Source organism: Bradyrhizobium sp. 17 (assembly GCF_023073515.1).
In the GTDB taxonomy this organism is placed as follows: Bacteria; Pseudomonadota; Alphaproteobacteria; order Rhizobiales; family Xanthobacteraceae; genus Bradyrhizobium; species Bradyrhizobium canariense_D.
In genome coordinates this window covers 456,343-471,909 of record NZ_JADPJQ010000124.1, presented here as the reverse complement: position 1 = coordinate 471,909, position 15,567 = coordinate 456,343, and the positions used below count along the sequence as shown (strand labels likewise).

The following is a 15,567-nucleotide window of genomic DNA, read 5'->3' as shown; positions in this document are numbered from 1 at the left end:
GAGGCAGAACATGATCGACGCAACTTCAGTGCTTTTGTCCGGGCGTGCGCTCGTCTGCGTGTCGATATTGTTCGCGGCGGCTGTTGCCCGACCAGCTTCAGCGCAGAATATAGCCGCGCCAAAGCCGACCCCAGAGGTAAAGTCCGCCGAAATCGCACCTCGCGGGCAGCGCGAAGCCAAGGACATCACCTATGGCGGCTGGACAAAGCTTTGCGTACGGCCTGCAGGAACGCCGATGCTGTGCCGAACCTCGATCACGGGGCGGTTTGCTACGGGTCAGATGGCAATCCGCGTGGACCTCATCGAGCGTGACGGCGACCCCATTGCGCGCCTACAAGTGTTTGTTCCCGTCGGCATGTATCTGCAGAAGCCGGTCAAGCTGACGATCGACGGGGCCAACGTCCAGTCATTGCCTTACACCTGGTGCCTGAGCAATACCTGCATTGCCGCCGACGCAGCCGATCCCAAGTTCATCAACGACATGGATGCCGGCACGGCTCTCGTCCTTGAGGTCACCGACTCCAACCTTCTGTCTCTGACGACGTCATTGCCGCTGGCACAGTTCGGCCCGGCTCACAAAGGCGCGCCTGCACAGATCCTGGAGCAGGACATCGAGGAGTGAGCAGGTGAGAACAACTCAAGCGCTCTTGGCGCAGGCGCGTTCAACCGTTGCGATCAGCTCGCTGGCCGCGAAGGGCTTGCTCAAATAGGCCGCACAGCCGGAATCGATCGCGGCCGCCTGATTTGCCTGGCTGTCGTTGCCCGTGATGTAGACGACAGGCACCTTAGCGCCGTCACTTGCCAGCTTGCGCCGCAGGGCGATACCCGACTCGCCGTTCAGATTGACGTCCAGCACGAGGCAGCACGCGTCTTCGAGGTGGCCATGACTAAGCAATGCACCGGCGGACTCGAAAACAACCGCGGTAAAGCCGTGGTTCCGCAGCAACCGCTCCATGCTTCGCCGCATCGATGAATCGTCATCCACAACGTATATTGACCTGCGTGCAAACAATGGGTGAGCTTTCTCATCGAACACTCTGCACCCGCCTCACAACGACGAGGCGCCGCAAATGTTCCTGCGCAAATCCAACGGCCAACTAGGCAGTCGTTGCCAGAATCTGTCAACAATATTTCGTATTGTCCTATCGTACAGGTCTGATCGCGAGATTGACGTCACCTACCGCAAACAGTCCGACGGTTCACGCCGGCTGCGAGCTCAGAAGTCCGAGCCGCTCGGCGACGGAGACCAGCTCGGCCAAGGACGGCACCTGCATCTTTGTCATCACCTGGTGCCGATGCGCCTTTACGGTGCGCTCGGTGGTTCCAAGCTCGTAAGCGATTTGCTTATTGATCTTCCCGCGCACGATGAGGTCGAAGACCTGTCGCTCGCGTCGCGTCAGAGACGTCAAACGAGCACGAAACGAATCCAGCTTGCCCTGTTGGCCGCGCACCACCTCTTGTCGAACCAGTGCGCGCTCGATCGCGTCGATCAACTGTTCCGAAGATACTGGTTTGGTCAGAAAGTCTTCCGCGCCGGCCTTGATCGCGCGAACAGTCGTTGCGGTATCAGCATGCCCTGTCAGGAACACGATCGGCAACGGCGAAGGTCGTTGGGCGAGGCACGCTTGCAACTCAGGGCCGCTCAGGCCCGGAATCTGCACGTCGAGCAGGATGCAGCCCGGATGTTCGGAGCCCGGGGGATCCTCGAGCAATTGTTGCGCCGACGCGTAGGTCACAACCTCATAGCCGGCAAGCTTGAGCCGACGCTGGATGGCGGTGCGAAACGATGGGTCGTCGTCGACCACATAGACGAAGCCAGGCAATGTTTTCCTCCCGACCTGTTCTTGCAAGCAGAACACCACCGCTCGCGCAAGCCTTAGAAGCAATTCAAGACGCCTCGCAGCCCGCGGTCAACATCAATGAAAGCAGCCCGCCCGCAGTGGCACGACTTCGGGCGGAATGCGCGACGTAAGCCTACGCCGCGCAATCCGACAGATGTTCTGACAGGTTTCTCATCCAGCGCACCATCGCCGTCCCTGTACTTTGGTACAATGCACCTACAGACAATGGCTGCAAAGCCTGCTTTTGGCTTAAACAACCTTTGCGGGAAGGGTGATTTATCGGCGGCTCCGTATTCCCGGTGACGGAAATAAGCTGCTCGCGATTATCGCGTCAGCACCAGTTCGGGAGTTGACCATGCTGGTTCGCAACGCTGCCGACGCTTCCTCGCGGCATCATTCACTCCGCGAGCTTGGCCTGAATACCAGTTCAAATCCGATCATCAGTTTAAACGAATTTACCTATAAAAAGGGCACCGAAATCTACGGCGAGAAAGAGCCGGCCGAATACGTCTATCAGGTCAAATCAGGCGCCGTGCGAAGCTACAAGCTCCTGTCAGACGGGCGTCGCCAGATCGGCGCCTTCCACCTGGTTGGCGACATCTTCGGGCTCGAAAACGGCAGCGAGCATAGATTCACAACGGAAGCGATCGTCGACACGACCGTACGCCTGGTTAAACGGCAGAGCCTCGAACTCGTCGCAGAAGGCGATGCCATGGTTGCCCGAAACCTGCTCAGCATGACCACCAACAACCTTCAGCATGCGGAAGATCACATGCTGCTGCTCGGCCGCAAGACCTCGCTGGAGCGGGTGGCGGCCTTCCTGCTCGAGATGGATACGCGGCTAACGGCCGCAGGAATTCTGGCCCTGCCAATGTCCCGGCGCGACATCGCGGACTACCTCGGATTGACCCTGGAGACCGTGTCCCGCGCCCTGTCCCGCCTTCACGACCTCGGCATCCTCGGCTTCATCGGCAACACCCAGCGGCAGATCATGCTCCTGGACCGGCATCAGCTCGCAGCTCTTGATGATCTCCAGAATTGAAGCCGGGCGCCGCGATTGCCGAGAGATGTTCAAGGGTCTTGCGTAACACCTCGAACAGGACTGCGGTCGACCAGCCGAACATCAGAATGCCGTTCATGGCAGTCATCGGCCCCGTCAGCCGCCATCCCTGCACTGGCGTGACATCGCCGTAGCCCAGCGTGGTGTAGTTCACGAAGGTGAAATACAGCAACTCGCTCCCCTCGGGCGCGGCACCAACCAGAGCGTAAGCCAGCGCCCAGACAAGAACCTCGACCGTGTGTGCAACCATCAAAATGACAGCTATCGTGACCATCACCGCCATCATGTGAGATCGGGGCCGCATTGTATGCTTCAATCCCGCGCTGCGGGCGATGTCGATCGCTGCAACGGTCACCAGCGCGTGAATCATGATGTTGATCACGCTAATGAAAGTGCCGAGCAGAAATTGGACAGCCATCGCGAGCTCCCTCCGACGCTGCCGGGGTTTGGTTGGTCAGCGCTGCCATCCGGCCCGCGGTATGATGCGGGCGTTTGATGCAGATCAACGTGGCGCGGGCGTGTACGCTCATTGCCCGCACCCCGGCCACCAAGGAGCCCGGTCATGACGCTCAGCTTGGCGCTCTCGGGCTACCCTTCATCAGCAGTGCCAGCGTGTGCCTGGCGATCATAAGATCCTCGTCGGAGGGGATGACATGGACCGGAATGCGGCTCGCCGGAGAAACCGCAGAATGGTCGGCGACTGCGGCATGCGTTCGGGGAAATGCGGCATCAAAGCAGGCGACCTGCGGGATTGCCGGGAAATTCGCCAGAATGGAACGGATTGGCGCCAAGTTGTGCGGCAGATCAAAAAGTGCGGACCTGGTCAACCGCTCCAGGCGGGCCATGACTTCATGATCGATTAAGACGGGGCGGTCATGCTCTGGACCGCCGTGAAGGACGCGGTGCCCGACTGCAATCGGATTTATATGAAGCTCGTCCCGCAACCAGGTGCTGGTGATGTCCATCGCAGCCGCAACATCCGGCACTGTTTCGACTGGATAAGCGCGATTGGCGAGCGGACCACCGCCAGCCTTGCTCGCCCGCAAGCGCGGACAGCGCCCGATGCCGTCCATCTGCCCCTTGAGCCGTTGCCGTAGCCTGCCTTCTCCTTCGACAGAGTAGATCTGGAATCGGAGATCAGAGGAGCCGGCATTGATGACAAGGATGGTGTCCATGGCACTCACACCGCAAATTTTGCAGCATGCCGACGCCCCGCATCGACTCTGATGGTCCGAGCAACGTCAGCGGGCGAGCCAGGCATATCCACCACCATCTCCGACCGGTCGTCGTATCTTCACCCGAGAGCTTCCATCGAGCTCATCGAGGTCAACGCTCGATTGCCAGCTGTGCGGGCGCAGCCCGTTCAGCGCGGATCCAGGCGACTGTCAACTCCCAGACGACAGACAGAATGATCGGTCCGATGAAGAGGCCGATGATTCCGTGGAAGAGAGTTCCGCCGATCACCCCGATCAGGATGACCAGCGCTGGCGTGGTCAGGCCGCGCCCCATGACGAGCGGCTTCAGGATATTGTCGAGCACCGACACGATCACGAGAAACACCGTCAGTAGGAGCGCGATCGGGAATTCCTTGTCGGTCCATATCCAGATGATGACCGGCAGGATGACGATGGTCCCGCCGATCTGCACGATCGACAGCAACAGCACCACGAAAGCAAGAAGGCCCGCGCTGGCGATGCCGGCGAGCTTGAAACCTATTCCCGCCAGCAAGGCTTGGATGATGGCAACGCCGATCACGCCTTGAGCCACCGCACGGATCGTGGCTCCTGCCAGGTCCAGAAAATGCTCGCTTTGGTCCGGCACGATGCGGGACAGAAAGCTGCGCCCTGCGGCCACGAGCTGAGGTCCATACGGAAACAGCACGCCGGCCACCGCCACCGACAGCAGAAACTTGACCGTTCCCACACCAGCATTGCCGGCAAACCCAAGCAAGGTGGACGCGAATGGCTTCAAATAGGGCACGACCGCGCGCAAGAGCGACCGGAGGTTGGTCGTCGCCTGATCCCAGAGATCGAAGAGCTGAGGCCCGATGACTGGCCACTCTTTGAGCGACTGCGGCGGCGAAGGCACATGCAATTCACCGGCCGTCACCTGGGCGGCAAGATCGGTGATCCCGTCGACCGCGCCCATGCCCAGCCAGGTCGCCGGTCCGATCACCACAGCCAGGTTCACGAGCGTGAGGATCGTCGCCGCAAGCTTCGGCCGTCCGCCGAGAATGTCGCTGAGGCGCCGAAACGCCGGGTTCAGCGCAGCAGCAAGCACGACACTCCAGGCCAAAATGGGGATGAATGGACGGACCAGGAGGAGCGCCCAGACGAGCAGCAGCCCCAGCAATCCGAGTCGGATCAGAAGCTGGATGATCTCGTCTCCGGAGAATATCTGACGGAGTGTTTTCACGGACGCGCCTTCAGCCATGCCGCGCATGCTGAGGCGAACTAGCCCCTGCTCTCACGCCGCACGCTTGATCCAGATCAAGCGTCGAGCCTCTTCTAGGGCTGAGGTCCAGACAGAGTCAGCTCGCGCTCGGCCCGAAATATGTTGCCGTAGAGACTCGCTATCCATTGCCGGCCTCGGGACGTCACGTTGAGATGACGTATCGCCGGCTGGATCTGGGGAGCTACGTTACTCCAATAGAATGGCGGATATTTGTAAACGATGTCCGCTGGCGTCGCGTAGCCCAAGGTCCTGTTGAGGCCGATCTCCTCGAATTCGTAGAACAGCGCGTTGGACTTCTTCAGGTAGTTGGGATCGCCGAGCTGACCGATGAGATCGGCGGCCCGCAACAGCAATCCTTCCTCCTCGATCAGGCTATCATTGGAAGACATCGTGTAAGGAAACCGAGTGTATTCGATCGCCCGAGCAACCCGGCCGCTCGACGGAATCCAACCGCTCCAGCACGAACAGTTTTGAGCGATCGACATTCTATGGCGCGAGAGCCGCATCGGACGATTCTCGCGGCAGACGAACCGTTTTGCCGGTAACGTCCGCAACGCGCAGGCTTCCACTACGGCTCCAAAAACAGGAGGCCAAAAATGAAGCCATCCATCGCATTAGCAGTTGCATTGATGACGGTCGGGTTCGTCTTCACGAGTTCTGGGAGCGCCAACGCCGTCGCATACTGCCAATACGTGGACTATCCCGCGCATTGCGTTGCAAGACCGGGCGTCGTCCTGGGGGTGCGTCCTGTCGCGCGCGCTGGCGCACGAGAAGCAGTGCGGCCCGGCACACCGACCAATCGCGGCGGTCCGGTCGATCGCGTTGGCAGGCGCCGAGGATAGGACGCGCCAAAGCGCAAAAATGAGGGCCGGCGTCGCTGCCGGCCTCCTGAAGACATCAGACCAGGAAAGTTCAGTACCTCGCGACGACCGGATTGCTGCCCCAGCCAAACCGGTAGTTGAAGCGCACGGTGAGCATATCCACGTCCTGGGTGATCCGATCGTTCACGAAAGCAGCAAGTCGCGGATCAGCGACCGTAAACGAATTATTCCGGTGCCCCATGAACAGATGGTCGTATTCGAGACCCACCGACCAGTTCGGCGTGAAGCCATACTCGAATCCGACACCGATGACACCACCCCAGCGGGTTGCGCTTTGCGCCGCGAGCTCGGCGCCGGTCGCAGTATCAAGTACGCTGAGGCGATTGTCTGTCACCGCAGCGCCGCCTTTCACGTAGAGCAGTGACGCATTCCAGGCGTAGCCGATCTGGCCGGTGAAGAGGCCGATAGCGCTGGTTTTGGCGCGCGTGGAGAGCGTTGGATCGAACAGGCTGACGCGCTGATTGCTGAGATCCGCCCAATCGCCCTGAGCTTCCAGACCAAACACCCACTGGCTGGCCTGCCAGCGATAACCAAGCTGGCCACCGATAACACCACCGGAACGATCGCGGCAGCCGGAAGCGACGGCGACGCCGGCCGCGTCAAGGAAATCGACGCAGCTGTGGTTCTGCGCCCAGCCACCATTGCCGCCGATGTAGAGCCCCGTCCAATTGTAGATCGGAATGATCGGTGCCGGGGGCGGCGCCTTCACGGCCATATCGGCAGCCATGGCGGGTCCCATGGCCAGCGTCACCACGCCAATGGTTGTCAGCAGAAGTCTTTTCATCATGCTCTCCTTGCCGGCCGCTTTTTGATTGCTCGAACGGTGGCTTGTTGCACTGCGATCATCCCCCAACTTCCAGCTGAAACTCTACGGGCGAGGGCACAAACTCCACGTGCCATAATGGCAACACTCAAGACATTTCGAACGTGACATCGGCATGAAGCACCAAGACATGCTGCCTATTTCTCCGGTTCGCGCTTGTCATCGTGGCCGCCAACCTCGCCGCCTCGGTCTTGCTCTATCCAGGACGGAATGTCGCTCGAGGGAATCAGCCGTCGTGGCAAAAAGGGATTGAGCGTGCCTGCAAACACGATCAATCCCTCATTGAATTTCTCTCGCGCGAAAGCCCGCGCCTCGGCTTCGCTCTCGAATGTGCGTGTCTCCCGTGGACTTCGCCGCTTCGGCAAGGTCCCACGCTTGTGCACCTCGAATGTGACGTAGCAGGTCTGCGGCATCCGCCAGCTTCCGGATCGCGATCAAGCAGACTTCTGCCGGCGAGCGATGATCGGTGAGAGCATGTTGACGTCCTAGTTGCGCCGCTCTTCACGGCGCTCCGTGCGCCCTGAACGCCTTTCCTGGCGGCGTTCAGTCCGGCCCGTGCGCCGTTCCTGACGTCGCTCGTGGCGGGCTCCCCGCCTCTCCTGGCGTCGCTCCATGCCGATCGTCTGCGCCGGCGCTTCTGTTCCTAACAGCACCGTGCCGGGTGCCGCCAATCCGAGTACAGCGGCCCATCCGGGCAATGAAAGAGCCCCGCGACGATCTAACCGTTCAAACCTTGACGTTTCACTCATGTCAGTTACTCCCGATCTTGAAGGACATTTGATTGGGCAATCCCTCGACGTGCACTCGTTGATAGTATCGATGGCAGGCGCCCCACGCCGAAGATGCGACGATCGGAGACGCTCACCAAACCTGGTTGCCAAACCAGCCGTACTGCGGCGGCCGCGCGACGAGGCGGATATTTTTTTCGATGTGCCTCCGCGCACTTTTGTTTTGACGCTGCGGCTTCACATCAGCTTTTGTCGACGGACGCGCCGGCGGTCGTTCGGCATCGGCTGCTCCTAGCTGAGCGAAGGCCTCGCGAGCGCGCCTCTGTGAGAGGTCGGCGCCCGGCAGGGCACCAGGCTCGACCTTGGCGATGTCGGTTGCGACGATCGTCGGCAGGCTAGTGTCGAGAACGACCCGCTCGGGCAATTTCCAATCGGAATGGATGCGGATGGTCGCGGAGCGCGCAGCTCCACCGTGGATGGCAGGCCGATCCTGCACCAGGGCGTCCACAACGAAGAGCATCGCGAGCAACGCACCGCCGACATAGACCAGATATCGCGAGATGGGCATTGTCGGCGCCATTGCCGCCGCAGACCTTCGTCTGGCAAGCAACGGGCCACGGCGGCAGGATTGGCGAAGAAATGCGACCTGCATGGGCATGGCTGCCTAAATCGAGCCGCCGTTGCTTCCGCCGCGGCGCGCCCCTGGTGAAGCACTTGCTGATGCATCGGTGGCGCTTCACTGGTAAGCGCACGCACGCTGCAGCAGGCTAATGTTCACCGCGTTCGAATGCGGCGTCGCTTGAGCCAGATCAACAAACTGAATTTTCGCAACACCGCCTCGCGTAGTATCGCGCGGCTTGGTCAGTGGCTGTGACATGCCCCTTGGTACAATGACCGGAAGGTCAATTGCAGAGACGTGGCACGCAACGCAGAGTTCTCACCGCGTACATCGAGCTTCTGGCAGGGAGGGACGATGATGAGTCAATTCGAGCTGAGTTCGCGCGCAGCACTTTGTCGGCAGCTCGCAAGCGAGGATGCGGCAAACCGCACCGTCTGGATGGCTGAGGCAAGAAGCTGGTCGCTTATGGCGGCAGAGGCGCTTCGTGATGAGCGCGGATCGGACGAGGGTGTCGTCGCCAGATTCTTCTTTGCGTTCAGCAAATTGGTCGCTGCGCAACAGGATCCTACGAACCGATCGGCAGAGCTGATGAAGAGCAGATCCCGAACCGCGATGCCGTCTCCGAGCTCGTCCCCGACTGCCTGAAGCATTCTGGCGAAAAGCACTCGCACAATTGCATACTTGGCTCCAGTGCAGAGAGAGCCGGCGCTGCCACCGTGACAGCGAGCTTTCCGATGGTGGGCCGCACTTGTCGGGCTGGAGTGCTATCCTCCAGATTCGCATTATTTGATCCGAACTGATCCTGCGAATTCGAAGGAGAAGCAGATTCGATTTGTTTGATTCCCTTGATCTAACGCAAATCGCCGCCCTGTTGTGGCGTTGGTGTTGTGGCGTTGAAGTTCATTTTTTGAGAACGTCCATGAAGTCGATAAGCGCAAGGAAGATTGCCGTCGCCGCGCTCGTATGCGGCACGACGCTGTTCATTGGCTTGACCGACCGAAGCGGGATCTCGCTGCGACTCGACAACGCCCAAGCGGCCGCCCGATTGTACGTCACTCCTTATTATCGCGGTCACTACTACACGAATGACGGTTTGCCCTGGTACGCGGTGCGAGCTTATTACTTCGGCGGGCCGTGGAGCTACGGCTATAGCGGCTGGCCGTATGCGGCGCGCAACGGCACCGGATGCGTCGCACGCTCGTTGGTGAAGGGCGGTGATGGCATCATGTATGTGTGCCAATAGAGCTTGATGATGGCGCGATGGGCGGCGCTCATTGAGCCGCCGCCTCTCGCGCCAATCTGCGCTCAGGAGATCGACGCCTAGGGGGAGGATACCATGACCTATGTTCTGGTCGTCATCAGCTGGCTTGGCGTCGCGAATGGCGCCGTCATATCGACACAAGAGTTTTCAAGCGCAGAGCGTTGCGAGGTAGCCCGGATGGCGTTGATGGAATACGCGAAAGCGCGCAGCAGCGACGAGACGCTGAGACCGCTCTGCGTGCAGAAGTAAAGAGTCGGAGAAGCTCGCTCCCGCCCCCATTCTGCTGGAAGCGTCTTCGCGTGTCGCCCGCGCTTACCAGCTGCACCGTTTTCTTGCGATTCCTTGACCTTGATCAATGGTCCGAGCAGCGAACCATGAGCGATCCAAATTCACTCTCACAGGACGGAAACCATCATGAAGCATGGCATGCTCACAAAATTATCACTCGCAGGTGCCGTGATCGCCCTCGGAGTGTCCGGCTCAATCGACTGGTCGGCCGACGAAGGCCTGTCGCTCTCGCTAGGCCGGGCAGAAGCACGGGTCGGACGCCCCTTGACACCCGTGTCAGTGGCCGGCGTTGCACGGCGCACCACCAGGCGTGCGGTCGTAGGCGGCGCGGCAGTTGGTGCGGCTGCGGTGGGCACCGCGTGTGTCCGCGTTCTGGTTAACGGCAGCTACGTCTGCCGCTAACATCTCTTGCTGGCAGTATGTACACCGCATCCTGCAGGATGAGTTCTTGCAGGATGTGCTGTTCAGGTCGAGCTTCAGATAGCTGGCGCATGGGCGGCGAGGACGCAAAATGCGATTGGCATTGGCGTGGTCATCGGCACGGTAGATTGGATGTTTCATCTCTACCGTCAAACGTGGTCCCCAGAAGACAGCTAAGCGACTTCAGCCTTTGAGCCCCGGTCAGTGCCGGGTTCATGAGACTGGCATCAAAATGATCGGTGAGTACATCTTGCAAGATGGCCGACGACTGGGGACGCGCCGGGTCGCAAGTATTGACACCGCTTTCGTCGATCAGCTCTTCGAAAGCTCTTCAAAGAAGCCAAGGGGAAGGCATGTTACCCGCTGCTAATGGCAGAGCTCGGTGCGATCAAGGAGCTGCGTCCGACAGGAGGTCTGATGTTGCGACGTGATGGGAGCAGTCTACCCTGGTTTGGCAAGGGCGAGACGCTGACTCAAGTCCAACGCATCACGAAGAAAATTATCTTGGCTGCAGGTTTACGGCCCGAGCTAACTTTTACCTCTTTCGGCCGCCACGGCGGCACGACCGAAGCAAGCACATCCGGGCTAACGGAAACGCAGCTAATGAAGAAGGGTCAGTGGTCGTCGACGGCAGCTATGGCGCACTATCTGCACGACGACGATCAGGCAAAGCAAGATGCGCAAATGAAACGCATCAAGCGCCGTGCAAAACAAGCGAAAGGAACGTTTGTCAGAATGAGAATGCGCGGCTTGTCAGAATGGAAAGGCCTTAACGCGCTAAGTTATTGAAATAATTGGAGCGGGTGAAGGGAATCGAACCCTCGTATTCAGCTTGGAAGGCTGCTGCTCTACCATTGAGCTACACCCGCGACAGGGGCTCCCTAACACGGCCGGGCGGCGGTCTCAACTGCCCAAGATCAACTGCCTAAGAGACGGCTTCCAGCGTCTGCCCGGCCCTACGAACAGCCGCTGGTTCCTCCCGACCCGCCTCCCCTTAACAACGCCGGAATTGCCGCCTATATTGAAATCTTCCGCAACCAACGAAAGGAGGTGATCCAGTGTCTTTTACCAAGCGCTGTCACCTCGCTGGGATCGCCCGCTAAGCCTTTAATAGAGGCTTGGCATCGGGGCGCTCTCAGCCCTGGACCAGCGAGCAAGAAATCGGGCGCGACGGGGGCCTTCCCCGCCGCGCCTTTTTCGTTGGCATCGCGCGCCGGCTGCTCAGGCGGGCGGCTCGCCGGCGAGGACCTCGCGGATCCTCAACGACAGGTCCGCCTTCCGGTACGGCTTCCTCAGCAGCGCAACGCCGGGACCGAGCTGACCCTCGTGGTCGAGGGCGTTGTCGGTATAGCCGGACGTATAGAGCACCCTCATCCCCGGGCGGAGGCGCCACACGGCCTCGGCCAATTCCTGCCCGTTCATGCCGCCGGGCATGATGATGTCGGTGAACAGCAGATCGAATTGGGCGCCCTGCTGCACCAGCGCAAGCGCGGTTGCGCCGTCGCCGGCTGCGAGGATGCGATAGCCGAGGCTGCCGAGCTGGGCGATGACATAGCCCTGCACCAGCGGATCGTCCTCGACGACGAGAATCGTCTCGTGCCCGCGTGCCGCCGCGGGCGCCTGGAGCGAGCCGGTCCTGGCCTGCGCTCCGCCCGCAGATCGCGGCAGAAACAGCCGAATCACGGTGCCGCGGCCTTCCTCACTCTCGATCGCAACGCTGCCGCCGCTCTGCTTGGCGAAGCCGTAGACCATGCTGAGGCCGAGCCCGGTGCCGCGACCGACCCCTTTGGTGGTAAAGAACGGCTCGAACACGCGGTCGCGGATGTCGGCGGGGATGCCATGGCCCGTGTCGGCCACCGCAACCATGATGAAGGCGCCGCGCGTGGCATCGCCGTCACCAGCACCATCCGCGCCATCGAATTCGCGGTTCGCGGTCTCGAGCGTCAGCGTGCCGCCGCCAGGCATCGCATCCCGCGCATTGACGGCGAGATTGATGATCGCCGACGACAGCTGCGACGGATCGGCCATCGCCGGCCAGGCGTCGTCCGCGAGGCGGGTCACGATCTCGATGTTTCCGCCCAGGATCGGCTTCAACAGCTTCGCCGTCTCGAGCACGAGGCCGTTGACGTCGATCTCGCGCGGCTCCAGCGGCTGCCTACGCGCAAAGGTCAAGAGCTGCGAGGTGATCTCCGCGCCTCGCGCCGCCGCATCGTCAATGAGCTGGGCGATCGCGGCGAGGTCGGGCTTGTCCGCCAGCCCCTCCCGGATGATCTCGATGGTGCCGGTGATGACAGTGAGCACGTTGTTGAAGTCATGCGCGACGCCACCGGTGAGCTGACCGATCGCATCCATCTTCTGCGACTGGCGAAGCCGCTCCTCCGTCTCGTGCTGCTCGGTCAGATCAGTAGCCGAACCGCGATACCCCATGAAGCGTCCATCGGCGCTGAACACCGGCTGGCCGTTAACGCTGAAATGGTGCGCGCGGCCAGCCGCATCGCGGCCGCGATACTCGAACTTCCGGAACGGCTCGTGGCGATCCAGCGTGGCCCAGTGACTGCGCCATTTCTGCGGCTCGGCATCGTGGTCGAAGGCGGCGTCTGAACGGCGCCTGCCGATCAGCGCCTTGGGGTCCATGCCGAAAGCACCGGCCCGATCTGAAATATAGGTGAACACGTGATCCGGACCGGTCTCCCAGAACCAGTCGGATGCGGTCTCGGCATAGTCACGGAAGCGCTGTTCGCTCGCGCGGGCGTTCTCCTCGGCATGCCGCCGGATCTTCAGGTCGCGCTCGAGATTCCCATTGGCGCGCGCAGCTCGCCATAGGCATGTTCGAGGTTGGCGCACATGGCGTTGAAAGCAACGACCACCTTGTCCAGCTCGTCGGCCTCGTCAGGCGGCCGGCGCTCCAGGCGCAGCGGCGGCGGCGGCCGGCCGAGGCTGTACTTGCCGACGTACTCGGCGATCGCGACGAGATGCCGGGTCACCAGCAGATGAAACATGTAGATGATGAACAACGAGACGAGGAACGTCTTTGCCGCCTGGCTTGCCAGAATGACGAGGGCCCTGTTCAACAATTGCTGATAGACGTCGGTCAGCGTCGCCTCGACCCGGAGCGTGCCGATGGCACGCGAGGTCCCCTGCACCATCGTGCTCAGCGGAAACTCCCGGGTCATGATCGAACGAGTGTTTCGCTCGCCGACTTCCACGCGGATCGGATTGGGCCGATCGGCGATCTCGCGGACCTCCGCCGCACGGATGTCGGGCAGCCGCAGAATGCCATCGAGCTGGAGCTTGAGCTGGTTCTGGTCGAGATTCCACAGGCTCTCTCCGAGGCTGCCCGTAGTGCTGCGGCCGATCTCGTCGAGCCGCGTCTCAATCAGTCCGACCTCACGATTGTAATCCAGATAGAGCTGGAGCGCGGTCAGGGTCAGCGTCACGACCGATGAGAACAGCAGCACGGCGGCAAGCAGCCGAGGCCCGACGCCGCTGCGCGACCAGTTGAAGATCCGCGACAGGAGCGCCGCGAACATCGGAGGCGCGAACGGGGCGCCGATGCCGGTCAAATCCTGCTTCGAAGCCGCCGGCGCAATGGCGCGGCCACGCTTGATATCATCGTCACCTGCGTCGCCCATGCACCATGTCCTCGAAAATGGCGGCACCTGCTCAGCTTACCGATCGCAGCCGCGAGCAGGTGAACGGTTGAGGCGCTGCCTCAGCACGCGATACACGTGGCGATCTTGTCGGCCGATGATCCTGTTGGCCCTTGGGCGGCTTGAGCTCGACGGGGTCATATCTTGCGCCCAGCAGCAGGCTTCCCAGGCAAACTACCACCTCGCGTGCTAGAATGACATCGGTGAAAGTCCGGAGCCGCCATACAGCGGGAACGCGCTCTCAACGTTGCGGACCGGCGCAGCCGCCATCTCCGGTAGATCGCGGCACCGGAATCCGATGGTAGCAGGGCACGCCCAAGAGGCATGGCCAGGGAGATGCGTCATGAGGCGGATAGTCGTGGTCTGCCTGTTGCTGCTCGCGGCAGGCCCGTCGCAGGCGCAAGAGGTCATCAGGCTGGCGCGCATCGCCGATATCCCCGATCAATATGTCGGCGGCGAGATGCTCCGCGCGGTCTATGCCCGGCTGAACATCAAGCTCGAATTCGAGGATGTGCCCGGCAAGCGCGCGCTCGCGCTGTCGAGCACCGGCGAGGTCGACGGCGAGGTCCAGCGGATCGGAACGCTCTCTCGCGACTATCCGACGCTGATCCAGGTGACACCTGCGATCAATTACATCGAGCCTACTGTCTTCACCACGAAACTGCAGTTCGACGTCGCCGGCTGGAATTCAATTAGGGACTACAGCATCGGCATCGTACGCGGCGTCGGCTCGTCGGAAGCCGGTACGCGCGGCATGACCCGGGTCACGGCGACGACAAGCCTCGACAACATGGTCAAGATGCTCGACGCCGACCGCATCGACGTGATGGTCACCGACCTCTTCAGCGGGTTGGCTGCGGTGAGGAAGCTCAATCTCCAGGCCAGGATCCATCCGCTCTCACCACCCCTCGAGCGCATCAGCATCTACCACCATCTGCATGAACGGCATCGCGATCTCGTGCCGAAGGTCGGAAGGATGATCGAGCAGATGGAGGCGAGCGGCGAAATCGCCCGGTTGCGGGAAACCCTGATCAAGCAGGTGCTGAGCGGGATGTGACACGCGGTCAGGTCGTGCGAGTCCGCTCCCGCACCGCAACCGCCGCGATCAACAGCCCGAGCACCAGGCCATGGCCGCCCGCGGCGGCTCGCTGCCGAGAAGCACGGTGAAGATGCCCGCCAGCAGGCTTGGCGCCATCGCCTTGCCGGACCTGCTCGCGAGCGAGAGCAGGAACGGCATCGCGGCGATCGATATCTGCACGACGTTCATGGTCGCAGGCTGTTTCGCAAGCATTGGGCTTAGAAGCCGCAAACGTTCATTGCGCGCGGGCGCTTGCCGCGCCGGCTTTCAACGATGCGCTCGCCGCCGCTCTCGGCCGAGCTGTCGTAATAGCGATGGTGGCCGCTCTGGTCGTGCAGATCCGCAAGCTCCGACTTTCCCGTCCGACGCGCGTCGCAGATGATCTTGATGGTCGACATGGCCGCCTCCGAAGTGCTCTTGGTGGCAATCAGTCGCGCCGATTTCGCGCGGCGTTCACACCTTTC

16 protein-coding genes, 1 tRNA gene and 4 pseudogenes are annotated in these 15,567 nt (G+C 61.3%); 8 read left to right on the top strand and 13 right to left on the bottom strand.

Annotation, left to right across the window (positions count from 1 at the left end):
* Positions 1-10: 10 nt before the first annotated feature.
* Positions 11-622: an invasion associated locus B family protein gene (locus tag IVB13_RS32495; RefSeq protein ID WP_247362265.1), complete on the top strand. Its 612-nt coding sequence runs from the start codon at positions 11-13 to the stop codon at positions 620-622.
* A gap of 15 nt (positions 623-637) precedes the next feature.
* Here the strand turns inward: IVB13_RS32495 and IVB13_RS32490 are convergent, their stop codons facing one another.
* A complete protein-coding gene (locus IVB13_RS32490) occupies positions 638-985 on the bottom strand; it encodes a response regulator (protein WP_345956893.1) in 348 nt (115 codons plus the stop codon).
* A gap of 214 nt (positions 986-1,199) precedes the next feature.
* Positions 1,200-1,823, bottom strand: a complete 624-nt coding sequence (locus IVB13_RS32485; protein ID WP_247364663.1) for a response regulator — start codon at positions 1,821-1,823, stop codon at positions 1,200-1,202.
* Between the two features lie 373 nt (positions 1,824-2,196).
* Here IVB13_RS32485 and IVB13_RS32480 point away from each other — a divergent pair, with 373 nt between their 5' ends.
* Positions 2,197-2,883, top strand: coding sequence for a helix-turn-helix domain-containing protein (locus tag IVB13_RS32480; RefSeq protein ID WP_247362263.1), 687 nt, complete (start codon positions 2,197-2,199; stop codon positions 2,881-2,883).
* Here the strand turns inward: IVB13_RS32480 and IVB13_RS32475 are convergent.
* The 4 genes and pseudogenes from IVB13_RS32475 to IVB13_RS32460 form a co-directional block, all read right to left on the bottom strand.
* Positions 2,831-3,319 carry a potassium channel family protein gene (locus IVB13_RS32475; RefSeq protein ID WP_247362262.1) on the bottom strand — a complete coding sequence of 163 codons (489 nt, stop codon included), beginning with the start codon at positions 3,317-3,319 and terminating at the stop codon, positions 2,831-2,833. The genes IVB13_RS32480 and IVB13_RS32475 overlap by 53 nt on opposite strands.
* A 262-nt stretch (positions 3,320-3,581) precedes the next feature.
* Positions 3,582-4,076 (bottom strand): annotated as a pseudogene (locus tag IVB13_RS32470) (acetate kinase); the annotation flags it as partial.
* Between the two features lie 151 nt (positions 4,077-4,227).
* Positions 4,228-5,343, bottom strand: coding sequence for an AI-2E family transporter (locus IVB13_RS32465; RefSeq protein ID WP_247362260.1), 1,116 nt, complete (start codon positions 5,341-5,343; stop codon positions 4,228-4,230).
* A 65-nt stretch (positions 5,344-5,408) separates the two neighbouring features.
* A pseudogene (locus IVB13_RS32460) lies at positions 5,409-5,895 on the bottom strand (metal-dependent phosphohydrolase); the annotation flags it as partial.
* A gap of 89 nt (positions 5,896-5,984) precedes the next feature.
* On the opposite strand from IVB13_RS32460, the gene IVB13_RS32455 reads away from it, so the two are divergent.
* Complete coding sequence (locus tag IVB13_RS32455) at positions 5,985-6,197, top strand: hypothetical protein (RefSeq protein ID WP_247364660.1); 213 nt, start codon at positions 5,985-5,987, stop codon at positions 6,195-6,197.
* A 70-nt stretch (positions 6,198-6,267) separates the two neighbouring features.
* Here IVB13_RS32455 and IVB13_RS32450 read toward each other — a convergent pair whose 3' ends face one another.
* The 3 genes from IVB13_RS32450 to IVB13_RS32440 form a co-directional block, all read right to left on the bottom strand.
* A complete protein-coding gene (locus IVB13_RS32450) occupies positions 6,268-7,023 on the bottom strand; it encodes an outer membrane beta-barrel protein (RefSeq protein WP_247364656.1) in 756 nt (251 codons plus the stop codon).
* A 173-nt stretch (positions 7,024-7,196) separates the two neighbouring features.
* A complete protein-coding gene (locus tag IVB13_RS32445; RefSeq protein WP_247362258.1) occupies positions 7,197-7,472 on the bottom strand; it encodes a hypothetical protein in 276 nt (91 codons plus the stop codon).
* Positions 7,473-7,920: 448 nt separating this feature from the next.
* On the bottom strand, positions 7,921-8,307 hold the full coding sequence (locus IVB13_RS32440; protein ID WP_247364649.1) for a hypothetical protein: 387 nt from the start codon (positions 8,305-8,307) through the stop codon (positions 7,921-7,923).
* 1,018 nt (positions 8,308-9,325) lie between these two features.
* Here IVB13_RS32440 and IVB13_RS32435 point away from each other — a divergent pair.
* From IVB13_RS32435 to IVB13_RS32420, 4 genes are all read left to right on the top strand, one after another.
* On the top strand, positions 9,326-9,649 hold the full coding sequence (locus tag IVB13_RS32435) for a hypothetical protein (protein WP_247491319.1): 324 nt from the start codon (positions 9,326-9,328) through the stop codon (positions 9,647-9,649).
* A gap of 93 nt (positions 9,650-9,742) precedes the next feature.
* A complete protein-coding gene (locus tag IVB13_RS32430; protein ID WP_162847287.1) occupies positions 9,743-9,916 on the top strand; it encodes a hypothetical protein in 174 nt (57 codons plus the stop codon).
* Positions 9,917-10,081: 165 nt separating this feature from the next.
* The gene (locus tag IVB13_RS32425) at positions 10,082-10,357 is read left to right on the top strand and encodes a hypothetical protein (protein WP_247368041.1); all 276 of its coding nucleotides are present in this window, start codon (positions 10,082-10,084) and stop codon (positions 10,355-10,357) included.
* 435 nt (positions 10,358-10,792) lie between these two features.
* Positions 10,793-11,164, top strand: a complete 372-nt coding sequence (locus IVB13_RS32420; RefSeq protein ID WP_247362254.1) for a hypothetical protein — start codon at positions 10,793-10,795, stop codon at positions 11,162-11,164.
* Between the two features lie 6 nt (positions 11,165-11,170).
* On the opposite strand, the gene IVB13_RS32415 is transcribed toward IVB13_RS32420, so the two are convergent.
* Both IVB13_RS32415 and IVB13_RS32410 read right to left on the bottom strand, forming a co-directional pair.
* Positions 11,171-11,244: transfer RNA gene (locus tag IVB13_RS32415), tRNA-Gly, on the bottom strand.
* Positions 11,245-11,596: 352 nt separating this feature from the next.
* Positions 11,597-14,007, bottom strand: a pseudogene (locus IVB13_RS32410) (ATP-binding protein).
* 361 nt (positions 14,008-14,368) lie between these two features.
* On the opposite strand from IVB13_RS32410, the gene IVB13_RS32405 reads away from it, so the two are divergent.
* A complete protein-coding gene (locus IVB13_RS32405; RefSeq protein WP_026233506.1) occupies positions 14,369-15,082 on the top strand; it encodes a transporter substrate-binding domain-containing protein in 714 nt (237 codons plus the stop codon).
* Positions 15,083-15,089: 7 nt separating this feature from the next.
* Here the strand turns inward: IVB13_RS32405 and IVB13_RS32400 are convergent.
* Both IVB13_RS32400 and IVB13_RS32395 read right to left on the bottom strand, forming a co-directional pair.
* Positions 15,090-15,292: pseudogene (locus tag IVB13_RS32400) on the bottom strand (hypothetical protein).
* 29 nt (positions 15,293-15,321) lie between these two features.
* Entirely contained in the window at positions 15,322-15,501 is a 180-nt protein-coding gene (locus IVB13_RS32395) for a hypothetical protein (RefSeq protein WP_247362250.1), read from the bottom strand.
* Positions 15,502-15,567 lie beyond the last annotated feature (66 nt).